19 protein-coding genes are annotated in these 21,504 nt (G+C 72.4%); 4 read left to right on the top strand and 15 right to left on the bottom strand.

The annotated features are described in order from the left end of the window. Positions 1-34 precede the first annotated feature (34 nt). From ACFU9P_RS06155 to ACFU9P_RS06145, 3 genes are all read right to left on the bottom strand, one after another. Positions 35-319, bottom strand: coding sequence for a hypothetical protein (locus ACFU9P_RS06155; RefSeq protein WP_376379905.1), 285 nt, complete (start codon positions 317-319; stop codon positions 35-37). Positions 320-426: 107 nt separating this feature from the next. After that, positions 427-816 (bottom strand): VOC family protein, encoded by a 390-nt coding sequence (locus ACFU9P_RS06150; protein WP_376379908.1) that lies wholly within the window; start codon positions 814-816, stop codon positions 427-429. Positions 817-953: 137 nt separating this feature from the next. Continuing rightward, complete coding sequence (locus tag ACFU9P_RS06145) at positions 954-2,414, bottom strand: PLP-dependent aminotransferase family protein (RefSeq protein WP_384078004.1); 1,461 nt, start codon at positions 2,412-2,414, stop codon at positions 954-956. Positions 2,415-2,461: 47 nt separating this feature from the next. Between ACFU9P_RS06145 and ACFU9P_RS06140 the strand changes: the two genes are divergently transcribed. Further along, positions 2,462-2,971, top strand: a complete 510-nt coding sequence (locus tag ACFU9P_RS06140; RefSeq protein WP_384078003.1) for a carboxymuconolactone decarboxylase family protein — start codon at positions 2,462-2,464, stop codon at positions 2,969-2,971. Positions 2,972-3,010: 39 nt separating this feature from the next. Here the strand turns inward: ACFU9P_RS06140 and ACFU9P_RS06135 are convergent, their stop codons facing one another. The 9 genes from ACFU9P_RS06135 to ACFU9P_RS06095 all read right to left on the bottom strand — a co-directional run bounded on the left by ACFU9P_RS06135 (position 3,011) and on the right by ACFU9P_RS06095 (position 13,184). Then, positions 3,011-3,976, bottom strand: a complete 966-nt coding sequence (locus tag ACFU9P_RS06135) for a hypothetical protein (RefSeq protein ID WP_384078002.1) — start codon at positions 3,974-3,976, stop codon at positions 3,011-3,013. Positions 3,977-3,979: 3 nt separating this feature from the next. Further along, positions 3,980-4,405: a hypothetical protein gene (locus ACFU9P_RS06130; protein ID WP_376379920.1), complete on the bottom strand. Its 426-nt coding sequence runs from the start codon at positions 4,403-4,405 to the stop codon at positions 3,980-3,982. After that, entirely contained in the window at positions 4,392-6,200 is a 1,809-nt protein-coding gene (locus tag ACFU9P_RS06125; protein ID WP_384078001.1) for a hypothetical protein, read from the bottom strand. Before ACFU9P_RS06125 ends, ACFU9P_RS06130 begins: the two co-directional genes overlap by 14 nt. A 227-nt stretch (positions 6,201-6,427) precedes the next feature. Then, positions 6,428-7,417 carry a malate dehydrogenase gene (locus tag ACFU9P_RS06120; protein ID WP_376379926.1) on the bottom strand — a complete coding sequence of 330 codons (990 nt, stop codon included), beginning with the start codon at positions 7,415-7,417 and terminating at the stop codon, positions 6,428-6,430. Between the two features lie 263 nt (positions 7,418-7,680). Continuing rightward, entirely contained in the window at positions 7,681-8,940 is a 1,260-nt protein-coding gene (locus ACFU9P_RS06115; RefSeq protein ID WP_384078000.1) for a helix-turn-helix domain-containing protein, read from the bottom strand. Between the two features lie 364 nt (positions 8,941-9,304). Then, positions 9,305-10,213: a helix-turn-helix domain-containing protein gene (locus ACFU9P_RS06110; RefSeq protein ID WP_384077999.1), complete on the bottom strand. Its 909-nt coding sequence runs from the start codon at positions 10,211-10,213 to the stop codon at positions 9,305-9,307. After that, complete coding sequence (locus tag ACFU9P_RS06105; protein WP_384077998.1) at positions 10,210-10,983, bottom strand: peptidoglycan-binding protein; 774 nt, start codon at positions 10,981-10,983, stop codon at positions 10,210-10,212. Before ACFU9P_RS06105 ends, ACFU9P_RS06110 begins: the two co-directional genes overlap by 4 nt. A 399-nt stretch (positions 10,984-11,382) precedes the next feature. Beyond that, positions 11,383-12,291, bottom strand: coding sequence for a DUF3017 domain-containing protein (locus tag ACFU9P_RS06100; RefSeq protein WP_384077997.1), 909 nt, complete (start codon positions 12,289-12,291; stop codon positions 11,383-11,385). A gap of 29 nt (positions 12,292-12,320) precedes the next feature. Then, a complete protein-coding gene (locus tag ACFU9P_RS06095; protein WP_376379941.1) occupies positions 12,321-13,184 on the bottom strand; it encodes a bifunctional methylenetetrahydrofolate dehydrogenase/methenyltetrahydrofolate cyclohydrolase in 864 nt (287 codons plus the stop codon). A gap of 287 nt (positions 13,185-13,471) precedes the next feature. Between ACFU9P_RS06095 and ACFU9P_RS06090 the strand changes: the two genes are divergently transcribed. Further along, positions 13,472-14,059 (top strand): hypothetical protein, encoded by a 588-nt coding sequence (locus ACFU9P_RS06090; RefSeq protein ID WP_384077996.1) that lies wholly within the window; start codon positions 13,472-13,474, stop codon positions 14,057-14,059. Between the two features lie 132 nt (positions 14,060-14,191). Here the strand turns inward: ACFU9P_RS06090 and purH are convergent, their stop codons facing one another. Continuing rightward, positions 14,192-15,820, bottom strand: a complete 1,629-nt coding sequence (purH, locus tag ACFU9P_RS06085) for a bifunctional phosphoribosylaminoimidazolecarboxamide formyltransferase/IMP cyclohydrolase (RefSeq protein ID WP_384077995.1) — start codon at positions 15,818-15,820, stop codon at positions 14,192-14,194. Beyond that, on the bottom strand, positions 15,817-16,416 hold the full coding sequence (purN, locus tag ACFU9P_RS06080; protein WP_384078365.1) for a phosphoribosylglycinamide formyltransferase: 600 nt from the start codon (positions 16,414-16,416) through the stop codon (positions 15,817-15,819). Before purN ends, purH begins: the two co-directional genes overlap by 4 nt. Before the next feature lie 406 nt (positions 16,417-16,822). Here purN and ACFU9P_RS06075 point away from each other — a divergent pair, with 406 nt between their 5' ends. Beyond that, positions 16,823-17,962: a hypothetical protein gene (locus ACFU9P_RS06075; protein ID WP_384077994.1), complete on the top strand. Its 1,140-nt coding sequence runs from the start codon at positions 16,823-16,825 to the stop codon at positions 17,960-17,962. A 68-nt stretch (positions 17,963-18,030) separates the two neighbouring features. On the opposite strand, the gene ACFU9P_RS06070 is transcribed toward ACFU9P_RS06075, so the two are convergent. Beyond that, on the bottom strand, positions 18,031-19,722 hold the full coding sequence (locus ACFU9P_RS06070) for a DUF6350 family protein (RefSeq protein WP_384077993.1): 1,692 nt from the start codon (positions 19,720-19,722) through the stop codon (positions 18,031-18,033). Positions 19,723-19,838: 116 nt separating this feature from the next. Between ACFU9P_RS06070 and ACFU9P_RS06065 the strand changes: the two genes are divergently transcribed. Then, positions 19,839-21,341, top strand: coding sequence for a helix-turn-helix domain-containing protein (locus ACFU9P_RS06065; RefSeq protein ID WP_384077992.1), 1,503 nt, complete (start codon positions 19,839-19,841; stop codon positions 21,339-21,341). Positions 21,342-21,504: the final 163 nt, after the last annotated feature.

The following is a 21,504-nucleotide window of genomic DNA, read 5'->3' as shown; positions in this document are numbered from 1 at the left end:
GATCACCAGGGCTTTTGACAGGCTCCGGCGCCCGTCAGCCGCCGCCCGAGCCGGAGCTTGAGCAGCCGAAACCGCCGCGGTCCACAGCGGACTTGTCGAAGCTGCCGTCCTGGACCTTGCCCTGCTTGCTGGATCCGCCGTAGTAGTACGAGCCACCGCCACCGCTCTCGCACCGGGAACTCGGCAGGGTCTTCCCGGTGGCCCGGTCGGCGCACCGCTTGTCCGGCTCCGAGCCACAGGATGTGATCGTGAGCGCCAGGATTCCCATGCCGCCGAGCACGACCGTGCTCGATCTCAGCCTCCGCCGCGTCGCAGTCATGCGCCGCCCACCCCCCGTTTACGTACCGCTTCCGCGCCCGCAAGCCTAAGGGGGCGGGGAAAGCCCCGCCCCCTCAGGGTCAGCGCCGGTTCTCGGCCGGCTCCTTGCTAGCTCTCGCCGCCGCCGTACGGGCGGGTGATCGCTTCCATGGCGTGGCCCACCGGGTCCATGAAGTACACGCCGCGTCCGCCGTCGTTGTGGTTGATCTCGCCGGGATGCCGGCGGTGCGGATCGGCGTAGAAGGTGACGCCCCGGTCCTGGATCCGCCGGAAGATCCCGTCGAAGTCGGCCTCACTCACCAGGAAGGCGTAGTGCTGCGGGACGATCGACTCGGGCGGTATGGACGCGAAGTCCAGGGTGACGCCGTTGCTCAGCTCGACGGGGACGAAGGGGCCCCACTCGGCTCCGACCGGAAGGTCGAGGATATGCGCCAGGAACTCGGCGGATTCCCGGTTGTCCCGGGCGTGAATGATGGTGTGGTTCAACTGGATCGACACTGTGGAATGCCTCCGTAAGGCAAACTCACGGGCACCTCCATGCCTCACCCGGACGGTGACCGACACGCGATGCCGTAGTGATCAGCCTAATTCGGGGCCCGGGGGGCTGTCGACCTCGCCGGGAGTGGACAGGACCGTCACGGAAGCGCCCGGCACAGCGCCTCCAGCGCGCCCGTCCACGCGCTGTCCGGCGGCGCGGCGTACCCGACGACCAGCGCGTCCCGGTCACGCGGCACCGACGGATGCCGGAAGCGGCTCATGCCGTACAGCGCGAGCCCCTGCCGGGCCGCAGCCTCGACGACGGACCGCTCGGTGCCCGGCGGGAGTTCGACGACGGCGTGCAGTCCGGCCGCGATCCCGGTCACCCGGATCCCCGGCGCCCGCTCGGTCACCGCCGCCACGAGCTGGTCGCGGCGGCGCCGGTAGTGCAGCCGCATGGAGCGGACATGCCGGTCGTACGCGCCCGAGGCGATGAACTCCGCGAGCGTGAGCTGGTCCAGCGTGCTCGACGCCCAGTCCAGCGGGCCCTTCGCCTTCCGTACCTCCCCCACCAGCTCCTCGGGCAGCACCATCCACCCCATCCGCAGCCCGGGCGCCAGGGACTTGCCGGCCGTGCCGAGGTACACCACCCGCTCGGGATCGAGTCCCTGGAGCGCGCCCACGGGCTGCCGGTCGTAGCGGAACTCCCCGTCGTAGTCGTCCTCCAGGACGATCCCGCCCGTACCGCGCGCCCAGTCGACCGCCGCCGCGCGCCGGTCGGGGTGGAGCGCCATGCCCATGGGGTACTGGTGCGCGGCGGTCAGCAGGACGGCGCCGACGCCGTCCACCTCGGCCAGCTCTTCGGTACGGGTACCGAGCGCGTCCAGCGGGAGCGCGGGGGTCCGTATGCCCGCCCGGGTCAGTACGTCCCAGTGGAAGTCGAGACCGTACGACTCGACGGCCACGGCCCGGACCCGCCGCGCGCCGAGCACCTGCGCCATCAGCGCCAGCCCGTGAATGAAGCCGGAGCAGACGACGATCCGCTCCGGCGCCGCGTACACGCCACGGGCCCGGGCCAGATAGTCGGCGAGTACGGTACGGAGTTCGATCCGGCCGAGCGGGTCGCCGAGCCCGAACGCCTCGTGCGGCGCGGCCGTCAGCGCGCGGCGGGCGGCCGCGAGCCACTGCGCACGCGGGAACGCGGCGAGGTCGGGGGAGCCGGGCAGCAGGCTGTACGCGGGCCTCCGGTGAACCGGCCGGGTCCGGGGCGGCGCGGGCACGGGCCTGCGCGGCGCGGACCGCGCGGCCACCCGCGTACCGGAGCCCTGCCGGGCGGTGAGCCATCCCTCGGCGACCAGTTCGGCGTACGCGTCGGCCACGGTGTTACGGGCCACGCCCAGGTCGGCGGCGAGCGAGCGGGAGGACGGCAGCCGGGTGCCGGGCGCGAGTCTGCCCGTACGGACGGCTTCGCGCAGGGCGTCCATGAGTCCGGCGCGCAGACCGGGGCCGTGGGGTGCGGGCCCGCCGGGCGCGGAGGCGCGAAGCTCCAGGTGGAGATCGGTGCCGAGGCCGCTGTCCGGCGCCGGACCCGCCGGGGAATTGGCCCATGAATCCGTCATGGAAATGGACCATACGCCTGTGCCACCGGGCGCGTAGCGTCGTACGTATGACGACGCAATCAGTGAACGAGACGAAGACCTACGCCCCCGAGCACTCCCCCCGCCTCGACATGGCCAAGCTGGCCCCCGAGGTCTACAAGGCCATGGTCCGGCTGGACGCGGCGGCCCGGAAGGGCGTCGACCCGACCCTGCTCGAACTGGTCAAGATCCGCGCCTCCCAGCTCAACCACTGCGCGTTCTGCCTCGACATGCACACCAAGGACGCGCTGGCGGCCGGCGAGTCGACGGAGCGGATCATCCAGCTCAGCGCGTGGGAGGAGTCGAAGCACTTCTACACGGAGAAGGAGCTGGCGGCGATCGAGCTGACCGAGGCGGTCACGGTGCTGACCGACGGGTTCGTGCCGGACGAGGTGTACGGGAAGGCAGCGGCGCACTTCGACGAGACGGAGCTGGCGCATCTGATCGCCGCGATCACGGTGATCAACGCGTGGAACCGGTTCGGGGTGTCGGCACGGCTGGTGCCCGGCCACTACACGCCGGGGCAGTTCGCGCACTGACCGCCCAGGCCCTGTCCGGCGCCGCGTCGGAGCCGCCTGTCAGCTCCAGCCGGGCTCGAAAGGTTCCAGGACCGTGCCCAGCAGTTGCCGCAGATCCGCCACCTCGCCCGCGGGAACGGCCACCAGCACCGCGTACTGCCCGCCGTCGGTCGCGGTGAAGACCCGCTCGATGACCTCGCGGCGGCCTCCGGCCTTGTCGCTGTCGTACGAGTAGACCAGTTCGGCGGCGTCACCGGCCGGATTCTCGTCGCCGCCGACGACCGTGCCGACGCCGACCTCCGTATAGCCCTTGTTCCTCGCCGCGAGATCCGCCGACGACTGCCGGACCAGATCCAGCGATGTCATGTTCTCCTCCGAGATCGCGAAGACCTGGATCAGGCTGCTCTCGTCGCTCGTCGTGTAGAAGACGCCGTTGCTGCGCGAGCTCCGCTCCCAGCCTTCGGGTACGGCGATGGTGAAGCCCTTGGGATCCTCGGCCACCCGGAAGCCGGGCGGCAGAACGCCGGCGGAGGGATCATCGGTCACGTCGGTGGCGCCGGGACCGTCCGTGGGAGTGTCGGTCCCGGCGTCGGTGGAGGACGCCGAGGAGCCCGGGGAGTCGGAGGAGTCCGAGGAGTCCGACGGGTACGCGGACTCGGAGACGGTGGCGCCCGGTCGCGCGGCCGAGCCGTCCTCGGAGCCGTCCCGGCCCAAGGTGATCCAGACGGCCACAGCGCCCGCGCCCAGCACGGCCGCGACGGCGATCACCACGAGCGGCATACGGCGTGATCCCCGGCCCAGGAAACGACCGTACGAGCCAACCGGGCCGGTCTGAACGAAGTCCGTCTGCTCAGCATCCGTCTGTCCGGCGCCCTCCTTCCAGATGTCGGCCTGCGCATGCCCCAGACCCTGGTCGTACGGCGCGAACAGCGGCAACGGAGGCGGCGGCGGAACGTACGCCAACGGCGCGCCGCCGCTCTCCCACCGCTGGGTCTCGGCATTCCAGTGCGGCCTGTTCCCGGCCATCCGTCAGCCGCCCAGCAGCGCGCCGACGGCCTGGCCGACCGCGACTCCGGACGCGAGCGTCCCGACGACACCGCCCGTCAGCGCCAGCGCGTCCCGGAGACGGGCCAGCCTGCCGGGACCCGCCGCGCCGGCCGTGGTGATCTCCTCCTCGGCCGCGACGAGTTCGGCGTCGAGCACGGCGGTGCCGTCCGTCGCTACGAAACGCGCCAGGTCCTCACGCAGCGCCCGTACCGCCGCCAGCAGCTCCGCCTGGGCCGGATCGCTCACCTGTCCCGCGCCACCGGTATTGGTGTTGGTGACGGTGTTGTGGTCACCGATGCTGATCGCGCTGCCGCTCACCGAGCCGATCCGCACCGCCGGACGCGTCGGCTCCGTCGGCTCCGCCGGCTGTGTCCGACGCGCCTGACCGCCCTCGTCAGTTGCCGCCATTGCTGCCTCCCGCTGCCTCGTTGCGGTTGTCGATCGTGTTGTGATCGCCGATGCCGATGGCGCTGTTCTGCGCGGACTCGATGAAGACTCCGCCGTTGGTGACGTTGATGATCTTCTGTTCGAACTCGGCCGTCTGCCAGCCCGCTTCGTACAGCGCGTGCCGCACTCCGCCCGCCACCCGGTCCTCCACGCTCTTGAGGTACCGGCTCACATCCATCTCCTGGAAGAGCGAGGCCTCGCTGTCGGAGCCGAGTTCACGGATGGAGACCGCGGGCCCGGCCGGCAGCGTGCCGCCGTATCCGCCGCCGAGCCGCCGCCACTCCACAACGGCGGACCGGCCCAGGGTGAGGAGCGTCTGCCCGATCGATCCCGGCGTGTGCGTCAGGGCCCAGACGGCCCTGCCGAACCAGGAGTTGTTCAGATACTGGTGCGCCAGCCGGTCCGCCTCACGGAACTGTCGCCGTACGGGCAGCAGCACATGCGGAGCGACCTCCAGCATCAGCATGCCGCCCTGGGTGTGCACCCGTACGAAGACGGTGACGACCAGTTCCTCGTGCCATCCGCCCACCCTGATACGGAGGAAGTGGCGCCGTGCCTCGCCTCCCTCCTCGACGGAGTCGGCGCGGTGCCGGGCGAAACTCTCGGCGTCGTACGGCGCTCCGTCCCGCTGTCTGAGCCCGTCGACCGGAAGGAAGACGCACTCGTCGACGCGCAGCTCGCGCAGCCGGTCGCGTACGGCCGCCGCGGCCTCCGGAGAGCCGTGCGGGGAGGGCACGCGCAGGGCCTCCAGCAGCGGCACGATCTGGCGCAGGACCTCGCCGTTGTCGATCGGCACCGGCCCGCTGCCCGTACCGCCCTTGCCTTCCGTACCGCCCTTGCCTTCCGTACCATCCTTGCCCTCCGTACCGTCCTCACCGATCTGCCGGTCCTTGCGAGGGCGCAGTTCGACGGCGAGCGTCCAGGGCCGGAACGGCTCTCCGACGCCCAGGAACGGATTCGCCGAGTGGTACATCACCAGAGGCGCGTGCTGCTCGGCCCGGATCCGGGCGCTCAGCCGCTGAAGACGGCCGCCGGTGGCCAGTTCGGCGGGATCGGAGGAGACCACGGGAAAACGGTGCTCGGAGAGTTCGTTGGTCATCACCCGGGCGAACTGTCCGCGCCGCAGGCCCACTCCGACGGCGATCAGCAGCAACAGGAACACGGCCGTCCAGGCCCGGCCGGGATCCGCGAGAGCGTCGGCGCTGCCCGGGACGTCCAGGATGCCGGGAACCAGTGTGCCGGTGTCCAGTACCGTCCCGCTCGATGTGTCCCCGGCGAACGCGTCGGACCCGGCAGACCCGTTGTATTCGTCGGATCCGCCGGAAAGGCCGTCCGCCATCGAGATCAACAGGCTCACGATGACGACCGCCAGCATGAGCCGCCCGTACCAGCGAACCACGAGCGCCGCCAGCTTGCGGTACCACGGCGTACCGGACCCACGGCCTCTGATCCACGGTGCGATCGCGAGCAGCAGACACGGAAAGACGAACAGCAGCAGAACCCAGTCGGTGAGCGGGACGGCGACGATCCAGAGCGCCAGCATGCCGGCGCTCCAGGCCAGTTCGGTACGGCGGGCACGCACGGCGTGCGCGAGCACCCGGGCCGCGTCGAAGCCGGTCGAGGGAGCGATGAAACGCTCCTCGTGGATGTACAGCTCGTCGAGGACGGCGTCCCGGAAGCCTCTGTCCATGTGCACTCCGGCGCAGAGCAGCCGGCACGCCTCACTCGCGGCGGGCTCCATAGCGATCCCGGTCAATGAGTCCCCCGTGTGCCGCAAGAGTCAGCAGAGTCAACTCCCCTTGTCCGACTGGGAGTTGACAGCGATGAAACACGCATCGTAGGGCATCCCCACAACACCGCGCACACGTCTTTTCACTTGCTGTACGACGGAACGCCTCCGACGGGTGTCGGAGGCGTTCCGGTGTTCGCAGCTCTACGGTGTTCCGGTGTTCGTACCTCTTCGGGCTTCGGACTCCGGGACCGTCAGATCAGGCCCAGCGCGCGCACCGCGTCGCGCTCCTCCTGGAGCTCGCGTACGGAGGCGTCGATACGGGTGCGCGAGAAGTCGTTGATCTCCAGGCCCTGGACGATCTCGTACGCGCCGTCCTTGGCGGTGACCGGGAAGGACGAGATCAGGCCCTCCGGCACACCGTACGAACCGTCCGACGGGATGCCCATGGAGGTCCAGTCGCCCTCGGCAGTGCCGTTGACCCAGGTGTGGATGTGGTCGACGGCGGCGTTGGCGGCGGAGGCGGCCGAGGACGCGCCCCGGGCCTCGATGATCGCGGCGCCGCGCTTGGCGACGGTCGGGATGAAGGTGTCGGCCAGCCAGGTCTCGTCGTTGACGGTCTCCGCGGCGTTCTTGCCGGCGATCTCCGCGTGGAAGATGTCCGGGTACTGGGTGGCGGAGTGGTTGCCCCAGATCGTCAGACGCTTGATGTCGGAGACGGCGGCGCCGGTCTTCGCGGCGAGCTGCGAGATGGCGCGGTTGTGGTCGAGGCGGGTCATCGCGGTGAAGCGCTCGGCCGGTACGTCGGGGGCGGCGGCCTGGGCGATCAGCGCGTTGGTGTTGGCCGGGTTGCCGACGACGAGGACCTTGATGTCGTCCGCGGCGTGGTCGTTGATGGCCTTGCCCTGGGGCTTGAAGATGCCGCCGTTGGCGGAGAGCAGCTCACCGCGCTCCATGCCCTTGGTGCGGGGGCGGGCGCCGACGAGCAGGGCGACGCTGGCGCCGTCGAAGGCGGTGTTCGGGTCGTCGGTGATCTCAATGCCCCGGAGCAGCGGGAACGCGCAGTCGTCCAGCTCCATCGCGGTGCCTTCCGCCGCCTTGAGTCCCTGCGGGATCTCCAGGAGACGCAGCTTGACCGGCACGTCCGCGCCGAGGAGCTGGCCGGAGGCGATGCGGAAGAGCAACGCGTAGCCGATCTGGCCGGCCGCGCCGGTGACGGTGACATTCACGGGAGTACGGGTCATGGTGATCTCCGTAAGACGCTGGCGGTGGGGGTCCCTGCCCCTGGTGCGGGACATCTCCGCGCGAATCTTGACGTGAAGAGACATCCACCGGCCAGGCTATCCGACCGGCGGGTCGTGCCCCGGAGGAGGGGCGCCCGACGCCGGGCAGGCCATTCCAGCCCGTCCGGCGTTTGAGTACGGAACGGCCGGCCCCGGTGCCGGGTGACCGGAAGATTGAGCCCGTCCGGCGATTGAGGACGAAGCCCGGCGCCGGGCGGGGCGCGTCACTGCGCCTCGGTGCAGCCCGTTTCGCCTGTCGTCAGGGTCGCGCACGCCTGCGTGGTCACCCCGGCCGGAACCGCCACCATCGGCGTATACGCGTTGACCGCCGCCGCCTCCACCGCCGCGGCCTCCGCCTTGCCCTCGCTCGGAGTGATCCGTACCTCGTCCCCCGCGGCGGCCTGGGTTATCCGGGCCCACGCCGCCCCGCACGTCTGACTGTGGCGCACCTCGATCAGCGCCGTACCGACCGTGACGCTGGAGACCGTCTTGGCCAAGGTCCCGCCGCACCCCATCGCCTCGGGGTCCTGCCCCGAACAGTCGTCACCGGCGCACTTCACTCCCGCCGGCAGGACAGGGCGGCTCGTGGACGGCGAGGGGGAAGGGGACTTGGCGGCGGGCGCCGCGTCGCCGTCCCCGCCGATGTCGGTCAGCAGCACCGCACCGGCGATGACGAGCAGCGCACCGACGATCCCGCCCACAAAGACAACCGCTTTCCGCCGCGACCGCCGGGGCGCAGGCCCAGGCCCAGGCGCGGATCCGGGCCCGGGCCCGGGCGGTACGCCGACCCCGCCCCGCCCCCGGCCGAGATCCATGGTGGCCCCGTCACCACGAGGCCCCCCGTACGGCCCGGCAGACCCACCGGGCCGTGCGGGCCCATTGGGGCGAGCGCCCCAACCGGCGCCCCCGGCCCCGCCATCCTGCTGCCTGGCCCCCCAAGACCCACCGGGTCCCGCCGGGCCGCCCGGCCTGCCGGATCGCCCTGGGCCCCCGGCCCCCTCAGGTCCGCCAGGGCCGCCAGGGCCACCCGGGCCGGCGGGCCGTCCCGGCGCGCCGCGTCCCCCGGGCCCCGCGGGCGCACCGGCGCCTCCGGGCCCGTCCGGCCGGCCCCGCGTCCCGGGGCCGCCCACCACCGGCGTCTCCCCTGTCGCGGCCAGCGCCTCGCGCGCCTCCACGATGCGTATCGCTTCCATCGTCATGTCGTGGCGCATCTCCGCGCGGCTCCACGCGCGTTCCGCCAGTTCCCACATCGTCGTGAGGTGCATCGGGTTCGTGCCCGTGACGTCCGCCAGTGCGACGATCGCGCCCTTGGGGGCCAGCAGCCGGCCGTTGAGGTAGCGCTCCCAGGACGTTCTGCTGTAGCCCGTGCGGTCGGCGACCGCCGCGATGCTCAGACCGCTGCGGTCCACGAGCCTGCGGAGCTGGCTCGCGAACTCCTTGACTTCCGGATCGAGTTCCTCCGGTAGCGCCTTCCAACGAGGCATTCGCCTTCCCCTTGTCCCCCCGCACGTGCCTGAATCTGCCCGCCCCGTGCCGCCGTCCCCCGGCCCGCCGGCTATCCAGAGGGATGCGCGGGCCCAGGATGCCAGTTCCTGATCCGGCGGCGCACAGAGGCATTGGACGCAGTATCGCGCTCCCCCCGCACGCCCCCTCTGCCGAACGGTGCTTCAAGTCTCGCATCCGTTGCGCGCCGATCACACCATGCCGGAATGGTCACCTCCGTGCATCAGGCAACAGGCAACCCTTGAACCCACCTACCGCGTCCATGAGCCTGATGTGCGTGGGCGGCGCCCGTCCTCCATCGGGGGAGAGGACGGACGCCGTTCACCTCTTCTCGCGGCTTCCCGGTCACCGCTTCCCGAAGCACTCCTCGCTCCCGCCGTCACCGGGCCGCAGACACACCCGCGCGTCCGCCAGCAGGCCCGCCCCGGTCATGGGAGTCGAGACATACCGCCCGACATCCTGCTGAGTCGCGGTCAACCGGGCCGTTTTCGCGCCGGGTACGGTCAGGACGACCCGGTCCCCCGGGCGCAGCCGGCTCGCCCGTACCCAGATCGCGCGGCAGTGCTTCCCGTACCGCAGCTCCAGCCGCTGACCGCCCGCCGTGGTCAGGGAGTTGACAGTGCTGACCATCCCGTGGCCGCCACAGCCCATGACCGAGGGGTTCCGGCCCTCGCAGCCCGCGCCCGTGCACCCCGGCATCTTCGGCGAGGCCTGGATCCAGGTCGCGTCCGCGGCGTCGTGCCTCCGGTCGTCGCCGCCGCCGTCCCGCGACAGCCCGGCTCCGGCGAGTACCGCCGCGAGGGCCACCACCGCGGCGGCGGCAAGCGCCAGACCGAAGCGGCGTTGACGGAAGAACGGCCGTGCCGGGGGCGGCTGTTGTACGGGGTCGGCGGCAGGGAGCCGTACGGACACGGCCGACCCGGCCCGCGACAGCGAATCCGTACCCGCGCCGCCGTCGGTGGCTCCCGCCGCAGCCGCCGTCCCGGCCCGGCCGCTCCAGCTCGCGTCGGCCAGTTCCCACAGCATCAGCAGCCGCGCGGCGGGCTCGTCCGCCAGTGCGCAGAGCGCCTCGACCGCCTGTCTCGGCAGCGGTTGCGTGCCGTTGAGATAGCGCTGCCAGGAGGACTTGCTGTACGGCGTGCGCTCGGCGAGCGCCACCAGGCTCAGCCCCGTACGCTCCCGCAGCACCCGCAGCTCCGCCGCCAGCCGCTCCCCCTCCGCGGCCCCCGACGACGGCGCGCCGGCCGCGCTCACCGCCGTAACTCCGCCCAGGTGTCAGGCCCGACGATGCCGTCCTCGACCAGTTGGCGGGCGGCCTGGAACTTCCGTACCGCCTCCTTGCTGGCCGGACCGTACAGCCCGTCGACCACCCCCGGATCGAAGCCGTGCCGCCGCAGCAGGCACTGCGCCTCGACGACATCGCGCCCATTGCCGTTGATGTCGATGAGCGCGTCGGTGGTGAGGCTGTGCCCGGCGTGGGCGAGGCCGTCCTTGCGCTGGGCGACGCAGTCGTACGTACGGCCGGGGCCGTAGGCCTGTACGGCCGGAGCCGCCGCGTCCTCGCCGTCCGGGGCCAGCAGCAGGCCCCCGCCGAAGCCCGCGGCCACGGCGAGGCCGGCCCCGGCGAGCGCGTACCGCAGCGGGACGAGCCGCCGGGCGCGGGCAGGTTCGTCATCGGGCGGCGGGGGCTCCGGGGCGCCCTGAGCCGGCAATGCCTCCGCGGACCGGGCCGGCTCCTCCTTCGCCGCCGGCGGCCGTTCCGTAACCGCCTCATGTGCGACCTCGTGCAGTACGAGCAGCGGCGTCGGATCCGTGCCGCACACCCGCGCCAGCTCCTCCACCGCCCCTCGGGGCACCGGCTGTTTGCCGTTGAGATACCGCTCCCAGGAGGAGCGGCTGTAGCTCGTCTTCGCCGACAGGGCTGCCAGGCCGAAGCCGGAACGGTCCTTCAACCGCCTCAACTGGACGAGGAGTTGCCGTTCCCTTTCCGGAAGTCCCGACGGAAGCTCTTTCCAACGCGGCATGTCCACCTCATGCGCTATCGGGTCGCTCCAACACTTCAGCCCGGTTCTCCCCGGGACGGCGACCGCTGAACACAGAGTTCCGGGGTCGAACCGCGGTCCGCCGCCTTCAGGACAGGCCGTACGGCGCGGCGACCACCCCTGCGGCACCGCCCGCCGTCCCACGCCGTCCCACGGGACGGACCGTCCCCGCAGGTCCACGCCGTACGCGTCCCACAACCGCCCGGATCGGCGGGCGTCCCTGGCGGCCGGCCGATCTGACGCGGAACAGTCTGTGGTGCACACCGGGCGGCGCGGTCCACCCCGCGCCGCCTTCGGGCTCAGCCTGACGGGCGGGGGAAGATGGCCCGTACTCCTCGGGGGTGAGTACGGGCCATCGCCACGCCTTACGGGACGGTGGAGCTACGGGACGGTGGAGTGGACCACGTCCTCCAGGAACGGGATCTCCAGCCACGGCTTGGGCTGCGTCATGAGCGAGAGCATCACGATCGCGATGCCCAGCAGGCCGTACGTGGCCATGTCGGTGAAGCGCGAGCGTACGGCGAGCATGCCGACGGAGGGCATCACCCGGCGGAGCAGCGCGCCGCCGATCAGGGCGAGGCCGATGAGGATCGTGCCGATCCGGAACGCCTCGGCGAAGGGGTGCAGGCCGACGATCAGCAGCCCGAGGCCGATCGTCCCGAGCACGCTGAGCAGCGGCCACTGACGGACCGGCGCGGACGCGTCGCCCGGGGCGGCCCGGCCGCCGCCCTCGGGGCGCGCGGTGTCCCGGGTGACCGCCGAGAAGCGCGGGCTGACCTCGGCGGCAGCGTCGGCGGGCGCGACCACGGCCGTGGCGACGGGCGCCTTGCCGTGCTCGTGCTCCTGAGCGCCGGTGACCGGGGCGGCCGTCGCGACCGCGACAGAAGCCTCGTCGTGCGCGGCTTCCGTCGCGACCGCCGCCGGGGCTTCTTCGTGCGCGGGCTCATCGGTGACGGCGGCATCGGTCACGGCATCGCTGCCACTCTCCGCGGAGCCCGAGACCGAGACCGGGACTGGGTCCGGGACCGGGTCCGAGGCCGGGGCCGAGGCCGCGTCCGCGCCGGCCAGCCCCGCCACCGGAACGACCGTCTCGCCCGCGTCCCGCTCAGCAGTCGCGTCCTTCGCCTCGCCCGGCGCGGCCTCAGTCGCCGCGGCCGCGGTCGCCGTCGGCTCCAGCGCCTCCGCGGTCCGGCCGCCCGGCTCCTCGGCCGTACGCTCCCGCGCCCCGCGCTTCGGCCGGGCCGCGTCCCCCGTACCCGTATCCGTACCAGTACCTGTACCCGTGCCCATGGCCGCTCCCTTCCGCGTCACCGTACGGTTCAGCCCGCGTCGGCGGCGGCGCGTTCCGCCGCCTCGACCACATTGACCAGGAGCTGCGCCCGGGTCATCGGCCCGACCCCGCCCGGGTTGGGCGAGATCCATCCGGCGACCTCCGCGACCCCCGGGTGCACATCCCCGACGATCTTGCCGTTCTCGTCGCGGCTCACGCCCACATCGAGCACCGCCGCGCCCGGCTTCACGTCCTCGGGCTTGATGATGTGCGGCACCCCGGCCGCCGCCACGATGATGTCCGCCTGCCTGAGCTGCGCCGACAGATCGCGGGTGCCGGTGTGGCACTGCGTCACCGTCGCGTTCTCGGACTTACGGGTCAGCAGCAGCGGGATCGACCGGCCGACCGTGATGCCGCGCCCCACGACCACCACATGCGCGCCCGCGATCGCGACACCGTGGTGGCGCAGGAGCTGGATGATGCCGTACGGAGTGCAGGGCAGCGGGCCCGTCTCGTTCAGGACCAGCCGCCCCAGGCTCATCGGGTGCAGCCCGTCCGCGTCCTTGGCCGGGTCCATCAGCTCCAGGACGCGGTTGGTGTCGATGCCCTTGGGCAGGGGCAGTTGCACGATGTAACCGGTGCACTCGGGGTTGGCGTTCAGCTCCGCGACCACCGACTCGATCTCCTCCTGGGAGGCCGTGTCCGGGAGTTCGCGCTGGATCGAGGCGATGCCGACCTGCGCGCAGTCGCGGTGCTTTCCGTTCACGTACCACCGGCTGCCCGGGTCGTCGCCGACCAGCAGGGTCCCCAGGCCGGGCGTAATGCCCCGCTCCTTGAGGGCCGCCACGCGGGCGGTCAGGTCGGACTTGATCGCGGCTGCGGTGGCCTTGCCATCGAGAATCTGGGCGGTCATGACTCCATCCTCGCGGATGACCCGGCTCCGGTACCAATTCGAGTCCGCCCGGTGGCCCGCCCGTGGCCCCCGTCACACGCGCGGAGGCCGGACAGGAGGTACAGGAGACCGGGACAGGAGGTTGCACTTGCACAACGCCCACGCAAAGTGACTGGACAAAATAGAACGTTGATACCACGATTGCCGCGCAGTACGCGGCCGGCGTCGGGGGGCAGTCCGCTCAGTCTTGAGAAGTTCCTCCTACTTGGGCCGTACGTCCCCAGCAACACCAACGGAGGAACCCCGCCATGAGCTTCGGCGATCCCAACAACCCCTACGGCCAGCAGGGGCAGCAGCCCGGTCAGCCAGGCTATGGCTATCCCCAGGGCCAGCCGGGCCAGCAGCCCGGTTACGGCTATCCGCAGGCCCCGCCGGTCCAGCAGCCGTACGGCGGCTACCCGGGCGCGCCCGGCGGCCAGATGGAGATGCCGGGCGGTGTGAAGGCGGCCCGGGTGATGCTGTGGGTCATCTCCGCGTTCCAGATCATCAGCGGGCTGCTGACGTTCGCCGCGATGGGCGCCATCGACGACGCGGTCAACAGCTCCGGCGCCACCAGCGCCGAGGCCCAGACCTTCGCCGACTTCGGCAAGGGCATCGTCGGGTTCATCGCCGTGGTGACGCTGATCTTCGCCGCGCTCTCGATCCTGCTGGCGCTGAAGATGAGCACGGGCGGCAACGCCACCCGCGTCTGCGCGATCGTCTACGGCTCGTTCGCCACGCTGGGCGGGATCCTCTCGCTGCCGCTGGGCATCGTCACCATGGCGCTGGGCATCCTGATCATCGTATTCGTCGCGAAGTCGGACGGCGCGGCCTGGTTCCAGCGCCCGCGCTACTGACCGGCTGCTGATCCATACCGACTGCTGACCCGCACGGCAGAAGGCCGTGACCTCCGCTCTCCTGATGCGGGTGTCACGGCCTTCGGCGTCAGTGGAACCAGTGGTCGGCGGTATCACCAGTGGTCGGCGGAATCAGTGGAAGAAGTGCCGCGTCCCCGTGAAGTACATCGTCGCGCCCGCCTTGCGCGCCGCCTCGACGACCTGCTCGTCACGGACCGAACCGCCCGGCTGCACCACCGCCTTGACGCCTGCCTCCAGCAGGATCTCCAGCCCGTCGGGGAACGGGAAGAACGCGTCGGACGCCGCGTACGCCCCCCGCGCGCGCTCCTCGCCCGCGCGCTCCACCGCGAGCTTCGCGGAGTCGACGCGGTTGACCTGGCCCATGCCGACGCCCACCGAGGCGCCGCCCTTGGCGAGCAGGATCGCGTTGGACTTGACCGCGCGGCAGGCGCGCCAGGCGAAGGCCAGCTCCGCCAGTTCGTCCCCGGACAGCGGCTCGCCGCTCGCGAGCGTCCAGTTCGCCGGGTCGTCGCCGTCGGCCTGGAGCCGGTCGGTGACCTGGAGCAGCGCCCCGCCGTCGACGGGCTTGACCTCGACCGTCCCGGCCGAAGCCTCAGGACACCGCAGCACCCGGATGTTCTTCTTGCGGGCGAGCACCTCGACCGCGCCGTCCTCGTACCCGGGCGCGACGATCACCTCGGTGAAGATCTCCGCGACCTGCTCCGCCATCGCGACCGACACCGGCCGGTTGACCGCGATCACACCGCCGAACGCGGACAGCGGGTCGCACGCGTGCGCCTTGCGGTGCGCCTCCGCCACATCGGCGCCGACCGCGATCCCGCACGGATTGGCGTGCTTGATGATCGCGACACAGGGCTCGGCGTGGTCGTACGCGGCACGGCGCGCGGCGTCCGTGTCCGTGTAGTTGTTGTACGACATCTCCTTGCCGTGGAGCTGCTCGGCCTCGGCCAGGCCGCCTTCGGCGCTGGTGTAGAGCGCGGCGGGCTGGTGCGGGTTCTCGCCGTAGCGGAGCACGTTCTTCCGGGTGTACGTGGCGCCCAGGAAGTCCGGGAAGCCCGAGTCGTCGGCGGCGGCGTAGTCGTCCGCGAACCAGGACGCCACGGCCACGTCGTACGCGGCGGTGTGCTGGAAGGCCTCCGCCGCCAGCCGCCTGCGGGTGTTCAGGTCGAACCCGCCGTTCCGCACGGCGCCGAGGACGTCCGCGTACCGCTCGGGGCTGGTGACGACCGCCACCGACGGGTGGTTCTTGGCGGCGGCACGGACCATCGAGGGCCCGCCGATGTCGATCTGCTCGACGCACTCGTCGGCGCTCGCGCCCGAGGCGACCGTCTCGCGGAACGGGTAGAGGTTCACGACGACCAGGTCGAACGGCTCGATGTCCAGCTCGGCGAGTTGCGCGCGGTGCGCGTCGAGCCGGAGGTCGGCGAGGATCCCGGCGTGCACGCGCGGGTGCAGCGTCTTGACCCGGCCGTCCAGGCACTCGGGGAAGCCGGTCAGCTCCTCGACCTTGGTGACCGGCACCCCGGCGGCGGCGATCCTCGCCGCGGTGGAGCCGGTCGAGACGAGCGCGACGCCCGCCTCGTGCAGCCCGCGGGCCAGCTCTTCCAGACCCGTCTTGTCGTAGACGCTGATCAGCGCCCTGCGGAGGGGGCGGGCCCCCGAGGCCGCCGGAGCCGTCTGCTGAGGGCGGTCGCCCGTCGTGGGCGGGTGCGTCGGCCGATTCGTACCTTCGGCGGTCACTGGATGGTTACCTTTCGTCCCTCAATGCGGTAGCCGTGTCGGGCCAGACGCCCCACGACCTCGACGAGCAGGCGTCGCTCGACTTCCTTGATGCGCTCATGGAGAGCGTCTTCCACGTCCTCGTCCCGCACCTCGACCACGCCCTGCGCGATGATCGGGCCGGTGTCGACGCCGTCGTCGACGAAGTGGACGGTGCAGCCGGTGACCTTCGCGCCGTACGCGAGCGCGTCACGTACGCCATGGGCACCGGGGAAACTGGGGAGCAGGGCGGGATGCGTGTTGACGACCCGGCCGCCGAAGCGCGCCAGGAACTCCTTCCCCACGATCTTCATGAAGCCGGCCGAGACCACCAGATCCGGTGCGTACGCGGCGGTCGCCCCGGCCAGCGCCGTGTCCCACTCGTCGCGCGACCCGTAGTCCTTCACCCTGCGGACGAAGGTGGGCAGCCCGGCCCGCTCGGCGCGCTCCAGGCCCGCGATGCCACCGCGGTCCGCGCCGACCGCGACGATCCGCGCCCCGAAGGCCGCCGGGTCGTCGCCGATGGCATCGAGCAGGGCCTGAAGGTTCGTACCGGATCCGGAGACCAGAACCACGATCCGGGCCGGACCCGGCGCGGCGGGCCGGAAGACGAACGGCGGGGAGGCCGCGGACCGAGGTGCGGAGGCGGGGGGCGGGGAGGCCACGGCGGGCGCCTTTCTGAGAGCGAGCACAGCCTCGCGGGGTCGTGCGGCGGTGTAGTCGGCGGTGGGGCCGGCTGCGTGGCCGGCGCTGCGACAAGGCCGCGGGGCTTTGTGGGGTCCTACGAACGAATCACATTCGCCCTTACGGGGAACTCTACGAAGGAGCCGACCGTCAGCAACGATACCGGCACACCGAGCGGCCCCCACGGGACGGGGGCGTAGCCGGGAGGTAGCGTCTGGGGACAGGGTTTCCGTCTCCGGGGCGGGCCATTCGCGACAAGACCCCCACAATCCATGGGTCCGAGGGGAAGACGTTCACCAGATGCAGGACCGACGCCGCCGCACGGCACCCCACCTCCCGCCGCCCGCCGGGCCGGTGCTGCTGCCGCGGGAACGCCAGTCCTCTTCCACCGGGCCGTCGGGGACCCCGGGACCGTCGGGGTCCGCGGGGTCCGCGGGCGCTTCCGGATCCGCGGACTCCGAGCAGGGTCAGGCTCCGGCCGGTGGCCCTGCCGGGGGCTCCGGTTCCGGCGCGAATACGGGTTCGGGCACAGGCCCGGCTTCCGGTACGGGAACGGGTGCCGGTACGAGTACGGGTACGGGCTCGGGTACGGCGGGATCAGGCGGGCCTTCCGGCTCGGCCGGCTCCGGCGGCTCCTCCGACACCGACCACAATCCCTTCGCGCCGCCGCCCGAGGGCAGGCCCGACCAGCCGTGGCGCCCCCGCCATCCCGAGGGCGGGACGGGCGACGGCGGGTCCGGCTCCGACCGGAGCGGCTGGGGCAGCCAGTGGAGCAGCCGCCAGCCGGGCCGCTCCCCGGACGGCTTCGGCAGCCGCCCCGGAGGCCAGAACGGGCGGGACGGACAGAACAACGGGCGGGACGGCGGCCAGGACGGCCCCGAGGGCGGCCGTGGCGGCGGACTGCGCTGGGACCCCACCGACCCGATCCAGCGCCGCGCCCGCTACGCGCTGCTCGGCGGCATGTGGGCCTTCTTCTTCGCGCTCTTCGACTTCCCCGAGATCGCGCTGCTGCTCGGCTCGCTGGCGCTGTACTGGGGCGTCAGCTCCCTGCGCAACAAGCCGGCCGACGCATCACCCGGCGCCGGCCGCGACAGCCGGCAGAACCCGGCGCTCACCAGTGCGGCCTCCCGTACCACGCCCAGCACGCCCGATGCGCCGTCCGGTACGGCGGCACAGCGCGCGCCGGTCCCGGGCCACACGGCCGGGGCGCCCTTCCCGGCTGCATCGTCCGCGGCGAGCAGGCAGCAGACCACGGCGGCGGTCAGCGGGCTGGTGACGGCCGGGATCGCGCTGGCGATCGTGGCGGCGACCTTCACCGTGCAGCTCGTCTACCGCGACTACTACACCTGCCTCAACGACGCCCTGACCAAGACGGGCCAGCTCTCCTGCAACGACGAACTGCCGCGCTCGCTCATCCCGGTCTTCGGCGTGAAGGAATAGCTGCGGCGTCAAGGAATAGCCGTGGCGTCCAGGTATAGCCGTCGCTGGGAAGCAACGGATCAGCGCCGTCAGGGAACGGCGTCCGTGTCCGAACCGTCGGGGCCGCTCCTCCTCTTCACCGGGAGCGCCCCCGACGGCGTTCCCGTGCCCGGGAAGTCGGCCATCAGCCCGCCCGACGTCTGCTTGACCGCCGCCCATCGTGTCTGCCGCGCACCCCGCTCGTGCCAGGCCTTGTCGGGCAGGAAGTCATAGGGCTCGAACGACGGTTCACCGGCATCCGCCTCCCTCTCCCTCTCCCGCTGGGCCGCTTCGGCGTCCGCGACCAGCAGGTCCAGGCCGCCGGCCGTCTCCCCGGACGGCGCCGATACGGCCCCGGCACCGAGCCGCAGCGCCGGCCGCCGCCAGAAACTCTGCCGCGCCTCCGCCATATCGGCGGGCTCCGGAGCCTCTTCCTCCGCTTCCGGTACGGCCCTCTCCCGCAGCCGCCGGGCCCGTAGCAGCAGCGCCGCCGGTACGCCGAGACCCACCGTCCAGGCCAGGGCCGCCGCGCCCGTCAGCCACCACACCGGCCCCAGGACCGTCAGTTTCCCGGTGCCCATCGGCCCGCCCGACACCGCCGCCAGCACCGCCGCCAGCACCCCGCACACCACCCCGCCGAGCGCCGCGGTCAGGGCAGTCGCCCGCGCCCCCCAGGCCTCCTCCTTCGTGGTGTACGGCGGCGCGGCCACCCGTACGGTGAACCAGGCCAGCGCCACCGCCGCCGCCACCGGCACCACCGCCACGGCCCAGTTCAGCCCCGGCCCGGCCCCGCCGGACACCGCGGCGAACGGCGTGAAGACCGACGACACGTCACCGCCCGCCGCCCCGAGCGGGGCGACCGTCGCACCCGTACCGAGCGCGAAGCCCGGCCCCAGCCCGTACGCGGCGCCCCACACCGCGGCGTTCGGCACCAGCGCCAGCCCCAGCAGCAGCAGCGCGAACCGCCCCGGCCAGTCCACGGCGAGCCGCAGGAACGAGCCGTACGCCCCCTCTCCGTGCCAGGCCAGCGAGATCCCCACCAGCAGCGCACCGCCGCCCAGCAGCACCAGGAGCGACCCGGCACCGGCCCGCAGCGCGAGAGCCGTCCCGCGCCGCACTCCGGGCGCCCCGACGACCCGGCCGAGTCCGCGCCGTACCGCTCCCGGCAGCCAGGCCGGCAGGGGACCGCGCGGACGGCCACGCGCCCGCCACGCCCCGGCCGTCGCAGCCACGACCGTCACCACGGGCAGGGTGAGCGCCGCGCACACCGGGCGCGCGCTCAGGGTGGAGCCCGCGACCAGGAACACGGCCGCCGCACCGACCAGCAGATAGCCGCCGGTCACCGTGGCCACGACACCCGGCGCGGTCAACGGGGGCCGCCCCTCGTCCGGTTCGAGGGCGTCCCTGGAGGTCCGGTGGACCAGCCAGAGCGGCAGAGCCATCAGGAGCAGCGGGGTCACCCCGAGCGGCGCGGGACCGCCGGAGAGGGTGTCCGTGCGCAGCAGATCGGTGCCATGGGCCAGCAGCCACAGCGCCGCCGCGGCCCGCAGGGCGCCACCGGCACCGCTTTCGGGGTACGGCGAAATGATCCACATCGCCAGCACCAGTACGGCGAGTCCGCCGAGCCCGAGGCCCGCGGCGATGGCCCCACGGAGGAACGAGACGGTCAGAGCGGCCGCCCTGCCGCGCTCCGCCGCCGAGGCCGAGGACAACGGCGCGCTGCGATCGGTCAATTGGGTCACATCGCCATGCTGCCCACGACACACGCTTGATCCATGTAACAGGCGGATGTTCGACGTGTCGCCCAATATAGTCTTATGTGCTTTTTCGTCCAGACCCGTGCTGCGGGGAGTCCCTCATGACGCAGAACACCACGCAGAGCACCGCGGACGGCTCCTCCGACGTCCCGCCGCTGCCGCCTCCCAAGGAGCGCCGCAGACTGCGGGAGTCGAGGTCGATGACCGAGAAGCAGGTCGCGACGGCGGTGGGGGTGTCACGGGCGACGATCCGTTCCTGGGAGGCCGGCCGTACGACTCCGCGCGGGCGCAAGGCGGAGATCTACGCGAAGCTGCTGGCCGCCCTCGGCGCGGAGCTCCGGGAGAAGGAAGCACAGACCGAACGGGCGGCGCGCCGGGCGGCCATGGAGCGCTCGGCCGCACGGCAGCGGAGCACATCAACAGCGGCGTCATCGACCTCTTCAGCAGCATCGGCGACGTCCGCGCCGCAGAACCGCAGAAGGGCCGGACCTCCGCAGGCATCGCCGTCAGCGCCGGCGTCATCACCGGCCTCACGGTCGCCCTGGCCGACCGTCAATCCGTCGCTCGATCCGTCCCGCGACCGGGTGACGGCCAGGGCGCCGGTGGTGCCCCGGACACCCGCGCGGACCCCGCCGCCCTGGGCCACCGCCGCCCCTGCCCCGGCTCCCGCTCCCGCTTCTTCTGCTGCTTCTGCGCCTGGGCCTGGGCCTGCGCCTGTCGGGGCCGATCCAGCAGCGGACGCAGGCACCACGGACACCACGGACACCGCCGCCGGGACTCCGGACAACGCGCCGCGCACCGCCGATCAGGCCTTCGACGACCTGTACGCGTCCCACGCCCCCTCCCTCGTCTGCCAGGCATACCTGCTGACCGGACGGCGTGACCTCTCCCAGGACTCCGTCGAGCGGGCCTTCCGGCTCGCCTGGCAGCGCTGGCCCGAGGTCGCCGTCGACCGGGACCCGGCGGGCTGGATCCGGGCCGCGGCCCATGAGTACGCCCTGTCGCCCTGGCACCGGATGCGCCGCCGCAACCGCAAGCGGCCCCGGCCGATGTCCAGTGAAGGGGACCCCGAGGGCGGGCGGGCGCTCCGCGAGGCGCTGCTGACCCTGCCGCCGTCGTACCGCCGTGCCCTGCTGCTCTACGACGGTCTCGGCCTCGATCTGCCGGACACCGCGGCCGAGATCGAGGCGAGCACCCCGGCCACCGCGAGCCGGCTGACGCACGCCCGCGAGGCGGTCGCCGCGCAGGTGCCCGCATTCGCCGAGACCGCGCTGCTGTACGAGACCCTGAGCGCGCTGACCCGCGTGGTGACCCCGCCGACGATCGCGCCGCCCCGCTCCGTACGGACGGGCTGCGAGCGCCGGGCCAGGTTCTGGACGCGGACGGCCATCGCGTTCACCGCGCTGATCGTGGGGGCGACGAGCTTCACCCTGGCCACCGCTCCGTCGCGGTACGAACCGCCGCTCGCCCCGGGCGAGCAGATCGGCGATGTCCCGGTCCCCAGCGGCCCGGAGCGGCTGTCCAAGGAGGACCGGAAGCTGCGCGACAAACTCCGCGGGGAGCCGATGAACGGGCCGCCCCGGCTCGTACCGGAGGCGTTCTGACCCACGTCTGACCATTCCGGCGACCGGCTTGCGATCGCCCTGCGACCCGGCCGCGACGCGGGGGGGGGGGGAGACCCCACCCAAAAAAAGGAACACGAGCACACCACCCCCCCCACAAAGAAAAAAGAGGAAAAAAAGAAAACCACCACAACAAAAGAAAACA

This window comes from Streptomyces sp. NPDC057617 (genome assembly GCF_042800555.1).
Classification (GTDB): domain Bacteria; phylum Actinomycetota; class Actinomycetes; order Streptomycetales; family Streptomycetaceae; genus Streptomyces.
Note: the sequence above shows the minus strand (reverse complement) of the source record. Positions and strands in the feature narration are given on the sequence as shown.

Coding starts and splice junctions, on each gene's coding strand:
- ACFU9P_RS06140 (WP_384078003.1), top strand. CDS start 2,462: ATGACGACGCAATCAGTGAACGAGACGAAGACCTACGCCCCCGAGCAC.
- ACFU9P_RS06145 (WP_384078004.1), bottom strand. CDS start 2,414: ATGACGGATTCATGGGCCAATTCCCCGGCGGGTCCGGCGCCGGACAGC.
- ACFU9P_RS06130 (WP_376379920.1), bottom strand. CDS start 4,405: ATGGCGGCAACTGACGAGGGCGGTCAGGCGCGTCGGACACAGCCGGCG.
- ACFU9P_RS06115 (WP_384078000.1), bottom strand. CDS start 8,940: ATGCCTCGTTGGAAGGCGCTACCGGAGGAACTCGATCCGGAAGTCAAG.
- ACFU9P_RS06100 (WP_384077997.1), bottom strand. CDS start 12,291: ATGGGCACGGGTACAGGTACTGGTACGGATACGGGTACGGGGGACGCG.
- ACFU9P_RS06065 (WP_384077992.1), top strand. CDS start 19,839: ATGACGCAGAACACCACGCAGAGCACCGCGGACGGCTCCTCCGACGTC.
- ACFU9P_RS06075 (WP_384077994.1), top strand. CDS start 16,823: ATGCAGGACCGACGCCGCCGCACGGCACCCCACCTCCCGCCGCCCGCC.
- ACFU9P_RS06090 (WP_384077996.1), top strand. CDS start 13,472: ATGAGCTTCGGCGATCCCAACAACCCCTACGGCCAGCAGGGGCAGCAG.
- ACFU9P_RS06135 (WP_384078002.1), bottom strand. CDS start 3,976: ATGGCCGGGAACAGGCCGCACTGGAATGCCGAGACCCAGCGGTGGGAG.
- ACFU9P_RS06095 (WP_376379941.1), bottom strand. CDS start 13,184: ATGACCGCCCAGATTCTCGATGGCAAGGCCACCGCAGCCGCGATCAAG.
- ACFU9P_RS06105 (WP_384077998.1), bottom strand. CDS start 10,983: ATGCCGCGTTGGAAAGAGCTTCCGTCGGGACTTCCGGAAAGGGAACGG.
- ACFU9P_RS06120 (WP_376379926.1), bottom strand. CDS start 7,417: ATGACCCGTACTCCCGTGAATGTCACCGTCACCGGCGCGGCCGGCCAG.
- ACFU9P_RS06155 (WP_376379905.1), bottom strand. CDS start 319: ATGACTGCGACGCGGCGGAGGCTGAGATCGAGCACGGTCGTGCTCGGC.